General features: G+C 39.9%; 17 protein-coding genes. 14 read left to right on the top strand and 3 right to left on the bottom strand.

What is annotated here, in order from left to right; genetic code table 11:
- Positions 1 to 5: 5 nt before the first annotated feature.
- Genes ATK78_RS11690 through ATK78_RS11680 form a run of 3 tightly spaced genes read right to left on the bottom strand, consistent with a single transcriptional unit; the run spans position 6 to position 4,007 of the window.
- Complete coding sequence (locus tag ATK78_RS11690; RefSeq protein ID WP_133576254.1) at positions 6 to 1,184, bottom strand: acetyl-CoA C-acyltransferase; 1,179 nt, start codon at positions 1,182 to 1,184, stop codon at positions 6 to 8.
- 23 nt (positions 1,185 to 1,207) lie between these two features.
- Positions 1,208 to 3,568: a 3-hydroxyacyl-CoA dehydrogenase/enoyl-CoA hydratase family protein gene (locus ATK78_RS11685; protein ID WP_208112360.1), complete on the bottom strand. Its 2,361-nt coding sequence runs from the start codon at positions 3,566 to 3,568 to the stop codon at positions 1,208 to 1,210.
- Entirely contained in the window at positions 3,549 to 4,007 is a 459-nt protein-coding gene (locus ATK78_RS11680) for a MarR family winged helix-turn-helix transcriptional regulator (protein WP_133576252.1), read from the bottom strand. The genes ATK78_RS11685 and ATK78_RS11680 overlap by 20 nt, the downstream gene beginning before the upstream one ends.
- Before the next feature lie 711 nt (positions 4,008 to 4,718).
- On the opposite strand from ATK78_RS11680, the gene ATK78_RS11675 reads away from it, so the two are divergent.
- The 14 genes from ATK78_RS11675 to ATK78_RS11610 all read left to right on the top strand — a co-directional run bounded on the left by ATK78_RS11675 (position 4,719) and on the right by ATK78_RS11610 (position 19,365).
- Complete coding sequence (locus ATK78_RS11675) at positions 4,719 to 5,744, top strand: SDR family NAD(P)-dependent oxidoreductase (RefSeq protein WP_133576251.1); 1,026 nt, start codon at positions 4,719 to 4,721, stop codon at positions 5,742 to 5,744.
- Positions 5,745 to 5,922: 178 nt separating this feature from the next.
- Complete coding sequence (locus ATK78_RS11670; RefSeq protein WP_133576250.1) at positions 5,923 to 6,678, top strand: SDR family NAD(P)-dependent oxidoreductase; 756 nt, start codon at positions 5,923 to 5,925, stop codon at positions 6,676 to 6,678.
- A gap of 9 nt (positions 6,679 to 6,687) precedes the next feature.
- On the top strand, positions 6,688 to 7,314 hold the full coding sequence (locus ATK78_RS11665) for an NAD(P)-dependent oxidoreductase (RefSeq protein WP_133576249.1): 627 nt from the start codon (positions 6,688 to 6,690) through the stop codon (positions 7,312 to 7,314).
- A 24-nt stretch (positions 7,315 to 7,338) separates the two neighbouring features.
- On the top strand, positions 7,339 to 7,701 hold the full coding sequence (locus ATK78_RS11660; RefSeq protein WP_133576248.1) for a hypothetical protein: 363 nt from the start codon (positions 7,339 to 7,341) through the stop codon (positions 7,699 to 7,701).
- Positions 7,702 to 8,087: 386 nt separating this feature from the next.
- Positions 8,088 to 8,906, top strand: coding sequence for a helix-turn-helix domain-containing protein (locus ATK78_RS11655; RefSeq protein ID WP_133576247.1), 819 nt, complete (start codon positions 8,088 to 8,090; stop codon positions 8,904 to 8,906).
- Between the two features lie 92 nt (positions 8,907 to 8,998).
- Complete coding sequence (locus tag ATK78_RS11650; protein WP_243732506.1) at positions 8,999 to 10,066, top strand: aldo/keto reductase; 1,068 nt, start codon at positions 8,999 to 9,001, stop codon at positions 10,064 to 10,066.
- Between the two features lie 3 nt (positions 10,067 to 10,069).
- The gene (locus ATK78_RS11645; RefSeq protein ID WP_133576246.1) at positions 10,070 to 11,386 is read left to right on the top strand and encodes an MFS transporter; all 1,317 of its coding nucleotides are present in this window, start codon (positions 10,070 to 10,072) and stop codon (positions 11,384 to 11,386) included.
- Positions 11,387 to 11,617: 231 nt separating this feature from the next.
- Positions 11,618 to 12,541, top strand: a complete 924-nt coding sequence (locus ATK78_RS11640; RefSeq protein WP_133576245.1) for a helix-turn-helix domain-containing protein — start codon at positions 11,618 to 11,620, stop codon at positions 12,539 to 12,541.
- 260 nt (positions 12,542 to 12,801) lie between these two features.
- Complete coding sequence (locus ATK78_RS11635) at positions 12,802 to 13,956, top strand: aldo/keto reductase (protein ID WP_133576244.1); 1,155 nt, start codon at positions 12,802 to 12,804, stop codon at positions 13,954 to 13,956.
- 89 nt (positions 13,957 to 14,045) lie between these two features.
- Entirely contained in the window at positions 14,046 to 15,215 is a 1,170-nt protein-coding gene (locus tag ATK78_RS11630; RefSeq protein WP_208112345.1) for an SMP-30/gluconolactonase/LRE family protein, read from the top strand.
- A gap of 79 nt (positions 15,216 to 15,294) precedes the next feature.
- Entirely contained in the window at positions 15,295 to 16,326 is a 1,032-nt protein-coding gene (gene mgrA / locus ATK78_RS11625) for an L-glyceraldehyde 3-phosphate reductase (RefSeq protein WP_133576243.1), read from the top strand.
- Between the two features lie 215 nt (positions 16,327 to 16,541).
- The gene (locus tag ATK78_RS11620) at positions 16,542 to 17,585 is read left to right on the top strand and encodes an SDR family oxidoreductase (protein WP_133576242.1); all 1,044 of its coding nucleotides are present in this window, start codon (positions 16,542 to 16,544) and stop codon (positions 17,583 to 17,585) included.
- Positions 17,585 to 18,238 carry an NAD-dependent epimerase/dehydratase family protein gene (locus ATK78_RS11615; RefSeq protein ID WP_133576241.1) on the top strand — a complete coding sequence of 218 codons (654 nt, stop codon included), beginning with the start codon at positions 17,585 to 17,587 and terminating at the stop codon, positions 18,236 to 18,238. Before ATK78_RS11620 ends, ATK78_RS11615 begins: the two co-directional genes overlap by 1 nt.
- Positions 18,239 to 18,321: 83 nt before the next feature.
- A complete protein-coding gene (locus ATK78_RS11610; RefSeq protein WP_243732505.1) occupies positions 18,322 to 19,365 on the top strand; it encodes an MBL fold metallo-hydrolase in 1,044 nt (347 codons plus the stop codon).
- Positions 19,366 to 19,374 lie beyond the last annotated feature (9 nt).

Raw genomic sequence — 19,374 nt, 5'->3', positions numbered from 1 at the left:
TAAGATTAAAGCATTTCAAAAATACCAGCTGCACCTTGTCCGCTACCTACGCACATGGTGACCATACCATATTTCTGATCTCTTCTTTTTAATTCATTAAATAACTGCACGGATAATTTAGCCCCGGTACAACCCAGCGGATGCCCCAATGCGATGGCACCACCATTTACATTCAATTTCTCTGTATTTAAACCGAGGGTCCTGATAATGGCCAGCGACTGAGAAGCAAATGCTTCATTCAGTTCAATCAAGTCTATATCTTCCAGTTTCATACCTGCCATCTGCAAGGCTTTAGGAATTGCGAATATTGGGCCTATCCCCATAATTCTTGGCGGCACACCTGCTACGCCATAGCTTACCAGGCGCGCAATGGGATCTACACCCAGTTCTTTCATTTTCTTTTCAGAAACTACCAGTACAAATGCAGCACCATCTGAAGTCTGCGATGAATTACCGGCAGTTACGCTCCCATCAGCCGCAAATACCGGTTTAAGTTTCGCCAACTTCTCTAAAGAAGTATCTGCTCTTGGCCCTTCATCGGTATCCACTACATAGGTTCTGGTATGTTTTTTCATTGCAGCATCCAGGTAGTTTTCATTCACGGTTATGGGCAGAACACCTGCTTTAAGATGACCATTTTTAATCGCTTCAACTGCTTTCATATTGGATTGAAATGCAAACTCATCCTGATCTTCCCTGCTCACTTTGTATTCATTGGCCACGGCCTCTGCTGTTAAGCCCATCCCCCAATACCAGTCTGGATTATTTTTAGCCACATCTGCATTCGGCACTACCTTCCAGCCACCAAAGGGCATTCCGGACATTACCTCTACACCACCGGCAATGATACAATCGGCCATTCCGCTTTTAATTTTAGCAACAGCCGTTGCGATGGTTTCCAATCCTGATGCACAATACCGGTTTACGGTAACACCGGGTACTTTATCCGTATCCAGTCCCATTAACGAGATCATGCGGCCAATGTTAAGGCCCTGCTCTGCTTCGGGGGTTGCATTCCCTACAATTACATCATCAATTTGTTCATTATCTAAGTTCGGAACAGATGCAACCAGGTGCCTGATTACTTCAGCGGCCAGATCATCGGCCCTTGTGAAACGAAATACACCACGCGGGGCCTTGCCCACTGCGGTACGATATCCTGCTATTATATATGCTTCCTGCATGTCAGTATCTTTTATTAGCCTAATTAATTTCTTAGAGGTTTACCTTTTGTTACAATGCTCTGGATGCGCTCCAAAGTTTTACGTTCGCCGCAAAGCGATAAAAATGCCTCCCTTTCCAGATCAAGTAAGTATTGTTCTGTCACTTCAGTTGGAGAAGAAAGGTCACCACCACACATTACCCAACCCAATTTCTCAGAGATCTTCTTATCATGCTCCGAAATATAATGACCGGAGTACATTGTATTTGCACCTGCATAAACAATTCCAAGGCCTTGTTTTCCAAGAACCCGGATATCCTTACGCGGAACAGGCCTGGTATAACCGGCTTCTGCCAGTTCAATGGCTTTAGCTTTGGCATCAGCAATTAGCCGGCTCCTGTTCATAGAAATGGAGTATTTATCTTTTTGCAGATAACCCAGTTCAAACGCCTCTACGGCAGATGTGGATACCTTAGCCATACCTATGGTTAGGAAACGGTCTTTTAATGCATTTTGAACAATCTGATCCTCTTTATATTCATCAGAGGCACGCAGTGCGAATTCTTTCGTTCCGCCACCGCCAGGAATTACCCCAACGCCAAACTCAACGAGTCCCATATAGGTTTCTGCATTCAGCTGAACATGGTCTGCATGTAAACTAAATTCACAACCACCGCCAAGGGTCAGGTTGTGAGGAGCCACAACAACCGGAATGGATGAATAGCGAATGCGCATAGACGTATTTTGGAACATCCGGATCGCCATATTCAATTCATCCCATTCTTGTTCAACAGCCATCATGAAGATCATTCCAACATTGGCACCGGCAGAAAAATTAGCACCATCATTTCCAATCACAACCCCTCTGTACTCTTTTTCTGCAAGATCAATTGCTTTATTGATTGCCTGTAAGGTATCGCCGCCAATGGTATTCATTTTAGAATGAAACTCAACGTTGATGATCCCGTCACCCAGATCAATAATAGAGGCACCAGAATTTTTCCAGATCACCTTATTGGTCCTTAGGTTATCCAGAATGATAAATTCTTCAGTTCCAGGAACGGCTTTATAAGTTTTAGAAGGAATGTCGTAATACTTTTTAGTACCATCTTCCACCTTATAGAAGGAAGTATGACCTGCTGCAAGCAGTTCATGAACCCATGGCGCGGCCTCATGTCCATATTGCTTCATTCCTTCTGCCGCATCGCTGATGCCAACGGCATCCCAAACCTCAAACGGCCCAAGGTCCCAGCCAAAACCGGCACGCATGGCATCATCAATCCGGTACAGTTCATCAGAGATCTCAGGAATCCGGTCAGAAACGTATTCGAACAAGCCATAGAATGAAGCTCTAAATAACTCACCTGCTTTATCTTTACCTGCTGCAAAAACCTTCATACGGTCTTTCACATTTTCAATAGATTTCGTCAGGTCCAGCGTAGCAGACTTTACTTTTTGCTGCGGACGGTATTCCAGTGTTTTCAGATCCAGTGTCAGGATCTCCGTTTTTCCATCAGCAGTTTTTGTCTTTTTATAGAATCCTTGTTTTGTTTTATCGCCAAGCCATTTATTGGCTTCCATTTTCTCTATATAATCCGGAAGTTTAAAAAGATCATGGGCCTTATCATCCGGGCAGTTGTCATACAAACCCTTAGAAACTTTAATCATGGTATCTAAACCCACTACATCTGTAGTCCGGAAGGTGGCTGACTTTGGCCGGCCAAGGGCAGGGCCTGTAAATTTATCAACCTCTTCAACGGTAAGATCCATCTTCTGTACCAGGTGCAGTAAAGCCATGATGGAATATACACCAATGCGGTTAGAGATAAATGCAGGCGTATCTTTACATAAAACCGTGGTTTTACCTAAAAACTTATCTCCATAATGCATTAAAAAATCAACGAGTTCCGGCTTAGTATGTGGCGTAGGAATAATTTCCAGCAGTCTTAAATAACGCGGCGGGTTAAAAAAGTGTGTTCCGCAGAAATTTGCTTTAAAATCATCACTTCTTCCTTCGGCCATCTTGTGGATCGGAATCCCGGATGTATTGGAGGTAACCAAAGTTCCGGGTTTGCGAAACTGCTCTACCTGCTCAAACACTTTTTTCTTGATGTCCAGGTTCTCTACCACAACCTCAATGATCCAGTCGTAACCGGCAATCTTAGGCATATCGTCTTCAAAATTACCGGTAGTAATTTTGCTCAGCACCTTTTTTGAATAAATTGGAGAAGGATTCGTTTTAACCGCCGTTTGTAATGCTGCATCAACAATTCCATTTTTTGCACCTTCCTTTGCAGCAATATCCAACAACAATACCTCTACTCCTATATTTGCAAAGTGACAGGCAATACGAGAACCCATAATTCCTGAGCCAAGTACGGTTACTTTATTTATCTTTTTGTTCATCATTTACATTCGTATTTGTATATGCTAAAGTGAGTTTATTCAATTTCTGCAGTGTTAACACCAGGTTATTTTTTTCCTGGCTGCTCAGATTTTCATTCAGATATTCATTAAAGGAAATCACTACTTCACGGGCCAGGTGCCGCTTTTCAACACCAAACTCTGTGAGGTAGACTTTAACCGAACGTTTATCGCCCGCAGAGGTTTCCCGGTAAATGAGACCAAGCTCTTCCATGTTATTGAGCATCCTCGATAAACTGGTTGCCTTTACACCCAGAAGACCGGCAAGCTTCGAAACGGCTGTTCCCTCTTTTTCGATATTAATGAGCACATAACCAATAGCCTGCGTTATTCCAAAGCCAGATGCAATCTGGTTATAGGTATTGGCCATGTTCTGCCAAACCACCTTTAAAAAATAATCTACGGTTTCCTGCTGTTTCATTAATTGCTATGCTTGCATAACAAAGCTATTGAATTAATTGTTTTATACCAAACAAATTTTTAACTTTTTTTATACGAAAAAAGGTTAGAAAAAGCTAAAGTAGCTTATAAAGAGTAGCTTACAAGATGAGAAGTCGTTTCCGGTAACGATTTGGTAATGGTGCTCATTGCATTCATATTTACTCAAATTCCTTGTAAATCAAGTACAAATATACAAAAACAGGAAAGATAAGCATTTTCTTTTTTCCTGTTTTTCTTATTTGTCGTTCATATTATTATGGTTACTTACCACAAGAATATATATAGATTGTCCACCAATGAAACGGTTGGAACACTGTTTCGAAATAAATTACAGTATATATCTTACTGCTTTTTACGGTCAAAAAAGGAACGAGCGTTAGGAATGCTAAAACACGAAAGAAATGCACCAGGATGGCAAGTCCGGGGAACTTTTCGGCACTTGCCATGTCTAAAGGAAGGGTAATGGTAAATGGACTGATTATGCTGGCGAATGATAATCCTGTTACTATGATATTGAATACCCGCCGGTAAATAATTCAATGCCTATATCATATCGAATGAAAACCAAAATCTTTTTTGTATTCGAAAAAAATATATCGATCATAGGTCTTTAAAACAAAGTAAAATAGGTCTTTAAAACAAAACAATAAAATCACCAGTGATTTAATTTTGTCCAATAAAATTTTTAAAAATGGAACATATTAATGAGCATTCAGTATTACAGAAACCGATAAATTCAGGTTTTAATGCAGCTTCCACATCAACAGAAGTGATTAAAGGAATTGATTTGACAGGAAAAATAGCTATTGTAACAGGCGGTTACGCAGGCTTGGGATTAGAAACGGTAAAGACATTTTCAGAAGCAGGAGCTACGGTTATCGTACCTGCAAGAGATACCGAAAAAGCAAAGAAGAATCTACAAGGAATTGCTAACGTAGAAATAAAGGAAATGGATTTAATCAATCCTGCTTCTGTTGATAATTTCGCAAGCGAATTTCTTGCAACCGAAAGACCACTTCACATTTTGGTTTTGAGTGCCGGAATTATGGCTTTGCCGGAATTGACATTGGATGACCGGGGCTACGAGTATCATTTTGCTACAAACCATTTGGGACATTTTCAATTATCCGTTCGTTTATGGGATGCATTGAAAAAAGCCAATGGAGCAAGGGTAGTTTCCGTATCAGCTTGGGCTCACCGTCAATCAGAAGTTATTTTTGATGACCCACATTTTACTAACCGCGAATATCAACCGATGTTGGGCTACGGTCAATCCAAAACAGCAAATATTCTCTTGTCAGTCGGCATTGATAAAAGAGGTAAATCAGATAATATTCGGGCATTCTCGTTACACCCCGGAAGTATTGTTTCTACTGAATTGGGACGTAATTTTTCAAAAGAACAATTACAGGCATTTGGCGTAATTGATGCGGAAGGGAATCCTGTTATCGACCCTTTTAAACAATTAAAAACCGTAGAACAAGGGGCTTCCACGCAAGTTTGGTGTGCAACAAATCCGAAGCTGAATGAAATTGGCGGTGTGTATTGCGAAAATACAGAAGTGGCAAACGTAGTAGACACCAGCAAAGGCATCAATTGGGCGAGCGATGATTCAACACGCCAGTTAGGCGTTATGCCCTACGCCATTGACCCACACAACGCTGATAGACTTTGGAATTTAAGTGAAGAACTCACAGGTGTGAAGTTTGATCTATAATAGATTTTCAAAATTATAAATCAATGAGGAATAATAAAATTGCAATCGTTCCAGAAACTTCAATAGATAAAGGTAAAGGATTGGCAAAACCTTTATTGCAACCCTAATTAAAACAACATTAACCCTAAAGAGCTTACGGTTTTTAATTATACCGTGAGCTTTTTTTTAAACTTTGAAAATGAGTACATTAAAATTAAACGAAAAAATAGCCGTGATTACGGGCGGTAGTAGCGGTATTGGATTTGCTATTGCGCAACGATTTGTCGATGAGGGAGCTTATGTTTTCATAACGGGCAGAAGTGCAAAGGATTTGGAAACTGCGAAATCTAAAATAGGGCGAAATGTAACAGCAGTTCAAGGCGACATTTCCAACCTTTCAGATCTTGACAAATTATATGAAATCATAAAACAAGAGAAAGGACACCTTGATATTATTGTCGCAAATGCTGCATTCATTGAAGAAATGACACTTGCAAATGCTACATCCGAACATTTTGACAAAACGTTCAACGTAAATGCAAAAGGTACATTTTTCACGGCTCAAAAGGCATTGCCGTTGTTGCGTGATAATGGTTCAATTGTTTTAATGAGTTCAGAAAATCGTATGATTGGTATTCCGTCATTTACAACGTATGCAGCAACAAAAGCGGCTATCCGTTCATTTGCCCGAACTTGGGGAGCAGAATTAAAAGACCGTAAAATTCGTGTAAATTCTATTACCCCTGGACCGATTGAAACGCCTGTCATAGTAGAAATGTCAGGTAGTGTTGAACGTGCTGAAGAATTGAAAAAAGCAGCAGTAACGTTAATCCCTCTCGCACGCATGGGACAACCTGAAGAGGTCGCTTCAGTTGCATTATTTCTTGCATCAGATGAAAGCAGTTACATTACAGGAAGCGATATTGTTGTGGACGGTGGACATACACAGATTTAATTGCAGGGTATGAAAAAAATAGCAGTAATAGGAGCAACGGGAAAATCAGGAAAATTGATTGTAGCAGAAGCCTTATCACGCAATTTAGATGTAACCGCTATTGTCCGAAATCCAGACCGTTTGACCACAGATATTCCTTACATTGAAAAAGATATTTTGGACATGAGCCGTGATGATATTGTACCATTTAATACGGTGGTAAATGCTTACGGTGTTCCCTTGGGAAGGGAACAAGAACATCGAAGTGTAGTTAATCATTTGGCTAAAATATTTTCCGGGTCTGGTACAAGATTAATTTGGATTGGTTCTGCGGGGCATTTTTATACGAATAATTCAAGAACCCAAAAAGTTTTTCAAACGGTGGATAGTAAATGGAATAAACCATCTCAAATATTGGAAGAAATACATCTTTCATTAAGCAAACTAAACGATGTGAATTGGACATATATAGCTCCCGCGCGTGATTATATACTCAACGGGAAAAGAACGGGCTTTTACCAATCGGGTACAGACACTATTTTATATGACAAAAATGGAGAGCCACAAATCAGTTATGCAGATTTTGCAATTGCGTTGGTAGATGAAATAGAAAACCCCCAATATATCCAACAAACATTTACAGTAGCCGCACTATAATGTGTAATTAAATCCATAAATAAAATGGAAAATATAAAACAGATAAATCAATCGGAAAAAATATCATTGATTTCGGCACTCATTTTTGTCGGTTCAATCCTCATCCAGATTATCGGAATTTCATTGTGGCCTCTTACCAATGGTTTTACATTAGTTCTACCGACAATCGCAGCCATAACAGCGCAGCTGATGGGGAATTTTATGCTATGCCGTTTGCTTTACAAAGGTGTAACATTAAGTTTCTTAATCCCGTTGAGTTCGGCTGCCATTCCACTTGTAATTAGTGCAATCGGATTTTTATACTACGGCGAAACAGTATCAACATTAAAAATTATATTGCTCATAGGTGCCTGTTCATTGATTGCACTTGCGGGACGAATGAAATAATCAAAAAACAGTTATTATGGAAAGTATATCATTGACAGTAATACTAATGTTTGTTGCCTCAATCATCATTCGGATAATCGGACAGTCATTGTGGCCTAGAACAGCAGGTTTCAGAAAACTAATTCCAACAGTAATCTCGTGTGCTTTGCAGGCAATTGGTCTAATGTTATTTGCCAGAGTACTCGTATCAGGGGTTCAGCTTAGTATGCTTGTCCCATTTGCAGGAGCAATATTCCCTTTGGTATTGGTCTTCATCGGAATTTTTATATATAGAGAAAAGGCGTCCGTTTTGAAAATAGCAATGTTGTTTGGAGCTTGTTTTTTGATTGGCGTTGCCAATTTTATGTGATTTTTTAGGGAACCAATTTTTATAAATTTTTAGCAATATGTTAAGACAGCGAGATAAAAATTCTGAAATAATGTTATCCTGCATAGAAGAAAAATATTACAAAGGAGAAGTAGTACTGGAACACCATTCTTTTGTGAGGATTATTTCAGGTGAAATGAAAATTATCCAATCTGATCAAAAAACTATAGTTGGAGTCGGTTCTACCTTGCTTATTCCTAGAAATCAATTGGCAACATTCATAAAATACCCAAAGGATGGCAAACCGTATAAATCCGTTGTTCTGACTTTTACAACTGAAAAATTGAAACATTACTATTCAAACCATTCATTTGAATTAACTAAACCGCAGCAGCATCGTTTAAAACTACTTCCTCCTCATCAACTTTTCGATAGTTATTTTGCTGCTTTTGAGTCTTATTTTGACGTAGAGGATGATTTGCCTTCTGATTTGATTGACCTAAAAATTGAAGAAGCTATGCTTATATTACGTTCAGTTGATAAGGATATTGACTATACACTTGCCGACTTTTCTGAACCAGGTAAAATAGATTTAGCTGAGTTTATGGAAAAGAACTTTATGTTCAATATGACTATGGAAAAATTCGGTTACCTCACAGGAAGAAGCCTGACGACTTTTAAAAGAGATTTTAAAAAATCTTTCAAGTCGACACCTCAACGCTGGCTGACTCAAAAACGATTGGAATTAGCGCATTATTATTTATCAAGTAAGGACAGGAAGCCTGTAGACATTTATTTGGAGGTTGGGTTTGAAAATTTATCTCACTTCTCATTTGTATTTAAAAAACAATTTGGATATGCGCCTACAGAAATAAAATTACGGGCGATTGATGAATGAAAAGGACTTTTCAGCATAGTAAAAAAGGACCCTACAGCAAAACCCTCTTAAGGATTTGCAGCTAAATTTGCTTCTATAAATTAAATAATATTATGGAAGTAAATAATCAATCAGAAATGCAGTACAAAACTTTAGGAAACACAGGACTTCTTGTTTCCAGGTTTTGTCTGGGCACGATGACCTTTCATGGAGGCAGTGCACGATTTCAGGTAATGGGACAGGTAGACCAGAATGGTGTTGACGAGCTTGTTAGCACCAGCATAGAGTCTGGGATTAACTTTTTTGATACTGCAGATGTCTATTCAGAAGGAGAAAGCGAAAGATCTTTAGGCCAATCGTTTAAAAATCTAAATGTCGCCAGAAAAGATGTTATTATAGCTACCAAAGCCTATTCAAGAATAGGAAAAGGAGTAAATGATATTGGTGCTTCAAGGTCACATATTTTAGATGCTGTTGATGGTAGTTTGAAACGATTGGGAACAGATTATATTGATCTGTATCAAATTCACGGAAATGATTCTGTTACGCCGATTGAGGAAACTTTACGGGCTTTAGATGATTTGGTTAGATCAGGAAAGGTTCGTTATATTGGGGTTTCTAACTGGCAGGCCTGGAAAATAGCTAAAGCTTTAACCATATCTGAGTTAAAGAATTACGAAAAATTTTCAACAGTACAAGCTTATTATTCTGTTGCAGGAAGAGACTTAGAACGCGAGATTGTTCCTCTTTTACAACAAGAAAAAACAGGTTTAATGGTATGGAGCCCGCTTGCGGGAGGTTTACTATCCGGCAAATTCAGTCGCAATAATCAGAAACCAGAGGGATCAAGACGTTCATCAATGGATTTGCCCTTAGTTGACAAAGAAAGAGCGTGGAATATTTTGGATGCTATTGAGCCTATGACCCAAAAATATAACTGCAGTGCCGCACAGATTTCACTTTCTTGGCTTTTATCTAAACCTGTGGTTACCTCGGTAATTATTGGCGCAAAGAAAACGGAGCAGTTGAAAGATAATATTGCTGCAATCGGGCTTAAATTAGAAGAAGAGGACCTGAATATTTTAAACGAGGTAAGCAAATTACCCGCAGAATACCCTAATTGGATTATTGAGTTTCAGGACAAAGAAAGATTGGGTAGTTTTCAGCGCCTTCAATATTAATCTATGGTACCATCGACAAAAGAAAAATCATCGATTAGCAACTTTAGGGCTTGGGCAGTTGTTTTTGTATTGCTTCTCTTAACAATAGTTGCATTTATTGATAGGGGAAGCATTTCACTGATGATTGACCCTATTAAAAAAGATCTGAATGTCAGTGATATTCAGATGAGCTGGTTGCAGGGTACTGCATTTGCTGTTTTCTTTTTACTGGGAAGCCTGCCTATGGGATGGATTGTCGATCGTTTTTCTAAACGATGGACGGTTTATATTGGCGTAACTGTCTGGTCAATAGCTACTATTGCCTGTGGCCTTTCCGGAAACTACATCGAATTGTTGATAGCACGTTGTATAGTTGGACTTGGAGAAGCAGTGTTGCAGCCAGCTGGCTGGAGTATGGTCGCGAAAATTTTTCCTAAAGAGCGGTTGTCTTCTGTTATCAGCATTCTTACTGCGGGAACACAAATTGGTGCTGCTATTTCTTTTTTGCTCGGTGGTTATCTAATATCTGAAGCCAGTCAGCTATCTGCTGAGTCAGGATCATTTCTACACAGGTTTGAACCTTGGCAATTGGTATTTTTTGCCTCTGGAATTCCTGGGGTCATTTTAGCATATTTAATTTTTTTCGCACCAAAAGAGAAAGTAAGCCTACAAAAAAAGGAAACGAATGCATCTAATGGAGGGGCATTGCAGTATCTGATAGAAAACAGAAGTTTTTTTATCTGTCATTTTCTAGGATATGGATTTTTATGTGCTATGGTTTATGGAGCTGCTTCGTGGTTACCGACTTATTTGATAAGAAGCCATCAGTTTGACGTTAAAAATGTTGGGTTGTTGATGGCAATTATGGCAGTACCTATCGGAATGTTTGGTGCTCTGGGAGCAGGCTGGTTTGTTGACCGAAGCTTTTCTAACGGGAAAAATGATGCCCACTTTTCTCATTTCGTCTATAGGACATTAATAATTGTATTTGTTGGAACTGTAGGTTTTTGTTTTAACCAGTCTGTTGCCGTAATTATCGTATGCTTTGCGATTATTCAGTTTTTACAACCTTTTGCCGGAGTAGCCGGAGCTTCTATTCAAATTGCTACACCAGAAGCATTTCGTGGCCGGATCTCAGCAATTTTTATCATGTTTTACAATGCTTTGGGAATGATCTTAGGCCCTAGTTTCGTGATTTTGGTAAATGATAACCTATTTAAATCACAGAATTTAGGAGTTTCAATCGGCCTGAATTATTTAGTACTTGGTGGTATCGCCGCTGTTTTTTTAGCAATCGGCAGAAAATATGCTGTTTTAATTGTGACAAAACAAAACTTTTAATGGAAGTAATTAGTGACTTACATAAAATAGGTTGCTTTTAACGCAAACATTTCAAAAGGTTTTTTTTTCGAGACAATATAATTCCCAGATATTCCTATCTGAAGATAAGCTGGTCTTTAAAAGGGCTGTTTCAAAAGTCATTTCTTTGGAGGCACATATAATAGCTATGAAATAATGCTCATTCGCAATAAAACGAATGAGCATTATTGTTTACCTAAACAATTATAAAAAATGGAGGACAAAAAAAAAATGAAAGGTCTGAAAATCAGATCCAATATTAGTTCCAATAAAGAGAATAGTATTCCCGAAACGTTCGCAATGTTCAAAGACAGTGATTATAATGGCATTATTTCGTCTTTTGCCAACGATCATATATATAAAATATGCCTGCTGAAGAGCGGAGAAGGAATAATTGCTTATGATGACAAGTCTATTTTGGTTAAGGGCAATAGCCTTGTTTTTACAAATCCCAGTACTGTTCATTCCTGGAAGCCACTTGATACTAATATAAAAGGGTTTACCTGCCTGTTTACGGAAGAATTTGTAAATCATCATTTAAGATCAAATAGCCTTTCAAGATCTCTTCTGTTTCAAGTGAACGGAAACCATGTTGTGACACTCGACCATAAATCCTTTGAACATATATATAGGATTCTTGAACAGATGTACAAAGAATGGCAATCCTCTTACTCCGCCAAATTTGAACTCTTAAGGAGTTATCTGCAGGTCATTATCCATGAATCCGTAAAGTTCTTGCCTATTCTTTCACATTCTCCACAAAACTATAAGGTTCGTTTAACCGACTTATTTATGGAACTTCTGGAAAATCAATTTCCTATTGATACGCCCCAACAGAGGTTAAAGCTTAAAAACGCTTATGAATTTGCCACCCGCTTAGCTATTCATACAAACCATCTTAACAGGGCTGTAAAAGAGCGAATGGGTAATACGACATCCCAAATCATATCAGAAAGGATTCTTAAAGAAGCTGAAAGTCTTTTACGTTGTACCGACTGGAATATTTCGGAAATAGCGCATGCTCTCGGATTTGGTCATACATCAAATTTTAATATATTCTTTAAAAAAAGAACAGGTCAAGCACCTACAGTTTTTCGTAAAATTGCCAATAATCCTTCATCATCTAATTATGGTTAAAGTAATCACCTAATTCAATGCGGTTGTTCAATATGTAAATTCATATCCATTTTGTGGTTTTTGGCTTAAAGACTATTGTGTAGTTTATGCGAAACAAACAAATGTTTATTAATTAGCGACATTTCGCTGTAGTAATTAAATATTTTCATTTAAGCGGTGTTATCATTTCATAGACGTGTTATCGTTAGAAGCTATTGCTAACAGTTATATCTTGCTTGCCGATAGCGCACGTAAGTAAATTTAATTTAACCTACATTATTATGAAAACAAGACGTGAATTTTTGGAAGCTGCCGGAAAAGGGGCTGTATTTGCGGGGCTGTCATCCGTATTACCCGTGATTGCTTTAGCGGAGGGTCAAACTTTAAACAATGAAACCGATATGGAAAAATCAATGAGTTATCACAAGGCCAACGACTTTATCTCTAATAAACTTCCCAGTTTTGGTATGGGTGGTGTTCCTTTAGGGAATGAATTTGTAGCAGCGACCGATGCGGACGCTTTGGAGACATTAACCGCAGCCTGGGACGCAGGTGTCAGATATTATGATGTAGCACCTTGGTATGGATTTGGACTGGCAGAACGCAGGTTCGGCTCTTTTTTACATCATCAGAAACGAGATGAATTTTTTATATCTACCAAAGTAGGGAAATTGCTAAAAGCATCAAAAAAGAACAGAGGTGCAGAGATTTTTCCAAAAGCAGGCTCTCCCAACAGCCCTGTATTTGATTATTCTGCTTCCGGTGTGAGAAGATCCATTGAGGACAGTCTGCAGCGGCTTGGAATTGATAGCATTGATATAGCTTTTGTCCATGACCTTTCACCTGATTTCAGGTATTTCGATAAAAGCTGGCTTGAACACTGGGCTATCGCCAAAAAAGGTGCTTTTCCTGAACTGAACAAAATGCGTGACGAAGGGCTGATAAAGGCGTGGGGTCTGGGTGTGAATCATCCCGAACCGATCCTGAAAGCTTTGCGTGAAACTACTCCTGATGTTTTCCTTATGGCTTCCCAATACTCCCTTATTGATCACGAAAATGCCCTTAACAATGTTTTTCCTGAAGTGCGGAAAAACAATGTTAAGCTGGTAATGGGGTCTAACCTTAATGCGGGCTTTATCTCTGGAAGCGACAGATACAATTATGATCCGACCAAACCGATCCCGGCGGATGTATTGGATAAAAGAGAAAAATTGCGTGTGGTTGCCAAAGCGCATAGTGTTGATCTACGGACAGCTGCCCTGCAATTTGCTTCTTTCCCTGACGTGGCGGTGTCCATTATACCTGGTGCCCGAACAGGTCAGCAGATCACTGAAGATGTTGAATCGATGAAGGTCCAGATACCTGCTGCGTTTTGGGAACAACTGAAAAGCGAGAAACTGATCGCTCAAAATGCCCCCGTAAAGCCTGCCAAATAGTTCACGCACGAGGAATATATTACTTCTGGCGTCGCCCGTTAGAAGGCTGTGGCTTATTGGCCGCAGCCTTTTCATTTAATTTCCTTACCATGAAGACAATATTAGTCCATAAATTCAATCACCATACATATTTGCTCATTTTGCTAGGGGTTATTGCGATGGGTTGCCGCAGTTCCCGAAATGTCCTCCAATTGGACGGCTACAGGGCAGGCCCGTTTATCTCTTTGCCGGTATCGTATAATACTATAGATGGAATGGCCATGTCACCGGACAGCACAATTATCCTTTCCGTCCCCAACTTCAATAATGAATACCTGCTACAAAAGGGAACGATCACCGCCCCTTCAGCGGCTTTTATGGCTGTGATCGGTAAAAGCGATTTGGTTAACCATTGGTACGATTTTAAGTCAGATGACCTCCATCCGGAAACAGGAAAGGTCGGGCCTATGGACTGCGACTTCGGGCCGGATGGAAATCTTTATGTTGCAGACCGGCAGTGGTTCTACAACAAAGATCATAAGTCGAGGATCGTGCGCATTAACGTCAAAGATGGCACAGCTATCAGTATGGATGTGGTCGTTGAGGGAATGGTTAGCTGCAACGGTATGTACTGGAAGGGCAATGTTCTTTTTGTTACTGAATCTGTTCTTGAAAAGAATGATTCAGCGCTTTACAGCGGGGTTTATGCTTTCAAGCTCAACGAAATGCAGCAAGGTTCTCCTTTAAAAGTACTTCCCTTTTCCAATGGCAACGGCGACAGTCATCTTTCGGTAACGTTCAGATCGTTCAACCACATGGGATCTGGAGCGGACGGGGTTACTTTTGATGGCCAGGGCAATCTCTACACAACGGTCATCGAAGAAGGGACAATATATAAATCCAAACTTGATGAAAATAATAAGGCGGTAGATACCAAAATTTTTGTAAAAGATAAGAATATCATTGGCCCCGATGGGCTCATCTATAGCTCTAAGTACAAGCTGTTCTTTCTGGCAGATTTCCTTGCCAATGCAGTACATGCCATTGACCTCAAGGGAAATGTAACAACACTACATAAAAACGGTGACACCAACGGTGTTGATGGTTCACTGGATCAGCCAGCTGAGGTCATCCTCCGGGGTGATGAGCTGCTCATCGTGAATATGGATATGGCTTGGGCCAGCAAGGAATATGGTGTTAATACTGAGGTAGACCTGGAAACCAATATCAGCCGTATCGTTTTGAAGAAAAGAAAAATTTTTGACAAACCTAAAGATTGAAAAGAAAAATAATTTAAATTAAACCGATCCTAAAAAACCAGTTTTAACGGTAAGCTATATAACATTAATAAGATTAAATATGACATGGACACCAAATCCTGATCGATATAAAAATATGGTCTATAACAAAGTTGGCAAAAGCGGACTTAAACTACCTGCAGTTTCACTAGGCTTATGGCATAACTTCGGCGATGACACGCCGCATCAAAGGAAACAAGAAATTTGTCGAACGGCCTTCGACCTGGGTATCAACCATTTCGATCTGGCCAATAATTATGGACCTCCTCCCGGGAGTGCCGAGATTGCTTTTGGACAGATATTAAAAGAGGATTTCGCTGGGCTAAGGGATGAACTTATCATTTCTTCGAAAGCAGGTTATGAGATGTGGCCCGGACCTTATGGAGAATGGGGAAGCCGGAAATATCTAATCGCAAGCTGTGACCAAAGCCTGAAAAGATTAGGCCTGGATTATGTGGATATATTTTATTCGCACCGTTTCGATCCAAATACGCCCTTGGAAGAGACAATGATGGCATTGGATCAGATCGTGCGTTCAGGGAAGGCACTGTATGTGGGACTTTCCTCTTACAATTCACAGCGAACGCTCGAAGCTGTGGCCATATTAAAAGAACTTGGAACTCCATGTCTTATCCACCAGCCCAGTTACTCGATGCTCAACAGATGGATTGAAAAAGATGGCCTACTCGATGTTTTGGATGAAATTGGAATGGGCTGCATCGTGTTTTCGCCTTTGGCGCAGGGAATGCTGACATCCAAATATTTAAAAGAGATTCCAGAGGACAGTCGGGCACGACAGCAGAAATCGATGGATATAAATTTCTTGAGTCCAGAGAATTTAGTTAACATAAAAGCGCTCAATGAAATCGCCTCGGGCCGAGGACAAACTTTAGCGCAGATGGCAATTGCCTGGACTTTGAGAAAAGGCAGGGTCTCGTCCGCCCTGATCGGTGCCAGCAGACCTGAACAGGTAATAGACTGTGTGGGCGCCATTCGAAATCTGGAGTTTTCCGAACTTGAACTAATTAAAATTGAAGATTATGCTAAAGACAGCGATATCAATCTTTGGGCTGAGTCCGCAGAACTCCCATAATGAAGTTCAATTGAACCCTGTTTTCTGGATTGGACATTGCAACGCACATTTCCACAGCGGTTTCTTTCGTTGCCATGTTTAACTTTTTTTGAAGCTGAAAGAAAAATGGTCGGCTGAATATCTAAACTGCGAACTTTTCAGCAAAGCGAAATAGAACCTTACAACAAAACACTGTATAGAGATTATATAGACATTTGTTAAAAAGATTTTATCAGATGTCTATATTAAATAAAACTGTATTGGTAACGGGTGGATCAGGTTTCGTTGCTATACACACGATAGTCCAATTATTGCAGATCGGTTACACTGTGAAGACAACCGTAAGGTCGTTAAAAAGCAAAGATAAAATTATTGCCATGCTTAAGGAAGCAGGTATCCAGGATTTTAGCAACATAGAATTGGTGGAAGCCGATCTTACCACCGATAATAACTGGACCGATGCGGTTAAAGACTGTTTGTACGTCCTGCATATTGCCTCTCCCATCTTTCTGCAATTGCCGAAAAATGAAGAAGACATGATCCGTCCTGCTGTTGATGGTACGCTCAGGGTGCTGAAAGCCGCTAAAAAAGCCGGTGTTAAACGTGTGGTGATGACTTCAAATTTTGGAGCCGTAGGCTACAGCCATAAAAATAAAGCATCTATTATTACCGAAGAAAGCTGGACAGATCCGAACGAAAAAGGACTTTCCCCATACAATAAGTCTAAAGTTCTCGCAGAGAAGACCGCATGGGATTTTATAGCGAAGGAAGGTGGCGGGATGGAATTTGCGACAGTTAACCCAATGGGTATTTTCGGACCTTCATTGGGACCGGAACTTTCCAGCGGTTTTGGTCTGTTGCAGAAAGTATTGGATGGTTCCATGAAGGCCATTCCGGATATCCGTTTGGGCATTGTGGACGTACGTGATGTAGCAGATTTGCATATCAGGGCAATGGAAAGCCCCGAAGCCAAAGGTCAGCGGTTTTTGGCTTTATCCGGAGGCACTATGTCCCTTTTGGAAATTGTCGAACTATTGAAAAAACAGATACCGGGCGTTACACGCAGAGCCACAACGACGCCTTTACCAACATGGCTATTACGTATAATAGCATTGTTTAACAAACAAGCTAAATCGCTCCTTCCTTTGTCAGGCATCTACCGCAATGCCAGTAATGAAAAAGCAATAAGAATTTTGGGATGGAAACCACGAAGTAATGAAGACGCTATTATTGCCACTGTGGAAAGCATGATAAAATGGGGCACCTTAAAAACGGAATAATGAAAGTAATTATAACGGGCGCGACAGGAATGGTTGGTGAAGGTGTACTGATGGAATGTATGGAGAACCCGAAAGTATCATCTATACTTCATGTCGGGAGAAAGCCGAGTGGAAAAATTCATTCAAAGCTTACAGAATATCAAATTGCCGATTTTTTTCATCTTAAAGAAGAAGTCCCAAAGTTATCGGGCTACGACGCCTGCTTTTATTGTGCGGGCACAAGCAGTGCTGGCATGAACGAAAAAGATTATGCATTCATCACATTGCATACGACCTTGCATTTTGCTGAAATAGTACTGGCACAAAATCCGGAGATAGTATTCGTTTTTATTTCTGGTGCACGTACGGATAGTTCAGGAAAAGGTAAAGTAATGTGGGCCCGTGTAAAAGGTAAGGCAGAAAATGCATTGATGTCTTTACCCTTTAAAGCACAATATAATTTCAGACCAGGGCTGATGAAACCAACCAAAAATCAGACGCAATTGAAAGGATTTAATAGATATGCATCCAGGCTTTATCCATTACTGAGTTTATTCTTAAAGGGATGTTCCATACAGAATATTGGCAGGGCAATGATCAATGCTGCTCTTACCGGGTACAATAAAAAAGTGCTCGAAGTTCCTGACATAATACTACTGGCAAATAGAAAATGATTAAACCAATTCGATATATAAAACGGGGAATGATTATCGTAGTGTCATTAATGTTGACCATTGCAATTTTCGTTGGTTGCTATATGCAAAAACCACAATTTGGCAAACTGCCATCAGGAAAAAGATTGGAACGGATTGAAAAGTCCCCCAATTATCATAATGGTAGGTTTCATAACAGGGTTGAAAAACCAACCATTACAGAAGGCTATAGCATGGCGGGAGAAATCTACAAGACCATATTCGGAAAAAAAACACGGCTAAAACCGGTAGACTCTTTGCCCTCAAAAAAAATAAACCTGAATAAACTAGACAGGAACGAAAATGTCTTGGTCTGGTTTGGCCACTCTTCTGTCTTCATTCAAATTGGCGGAAAGCGGTTGCTTGTCGATCCGGTCTTTAGCGGAAAAGCCTCTCCACTACCCTGGGGCATAAAAGCATATAAGGGAAGTGATGTTTATGAGATGGAAGACATTCCTGAGATAGACTATCTGTTGATCTCACATGACCATTATGACCACCTGGACTATGAAACCGTTCTTGCCTTGAAAAACAAGATAAAATACGTGGTTTGTGGATTGGGAGTTGGAGCCCACTTTGAGGATTGGGGATATGCACCGAATCAGATTTTGGAGAAAGACTGGTATGACAAAGTAGATGTTGCTGACGGTTTTATTATTCACACAGAAACTTCACAACACGATTCGGGAAGGGGTTTTAAAAGAGGTCGATCTTTGTGGTTGTCGTTCCTGATTGAAAGTCCAACGCTTAAAATCTATGTAAGCGGAGACGGAGGTTATGATCAGCGGTTTAAGGAAATTGGCAAAAAATATGGCCCGATAAATTGGGCTATTATGGAAAATGGACAATATAATAAAGCATGGCAATCGGTACATAATCTTTCTGAGCAGGTAGATAAGGCAAATCTCGAACTTAACGCGCAAAATCTCCTTACGGTACACCATTCCAAATTTACATTGGGCAGGCATCCATGGGATGAACCTTTAAGGCAAATATCTTTATTGTCTGAAAATAAACCATACCGGTTAGCGACTCCAATGATCGGCGAACTGGTGAACCTTGATAATCCCGATCAAAAATTTGAAAAATGGTGGGAGAAAATTAATTAAATTTGTTAT

Origin of the sequence: Pedobacter metabolipauper, from assembly GCF_004362715.1 — a bacterium.
GTDB classification, from domain to species: Bacteria; Bacteroidota; Bacteroidia; order Sphingobacteriales; family Sphingobacteriaceae; genus Pedobacter; species Pedobacter metabolipauper.
Note: the sequence above shows the minus strand (reverse complement) of the source record. Positions and strands in the feature narration are given on the sequence as shown.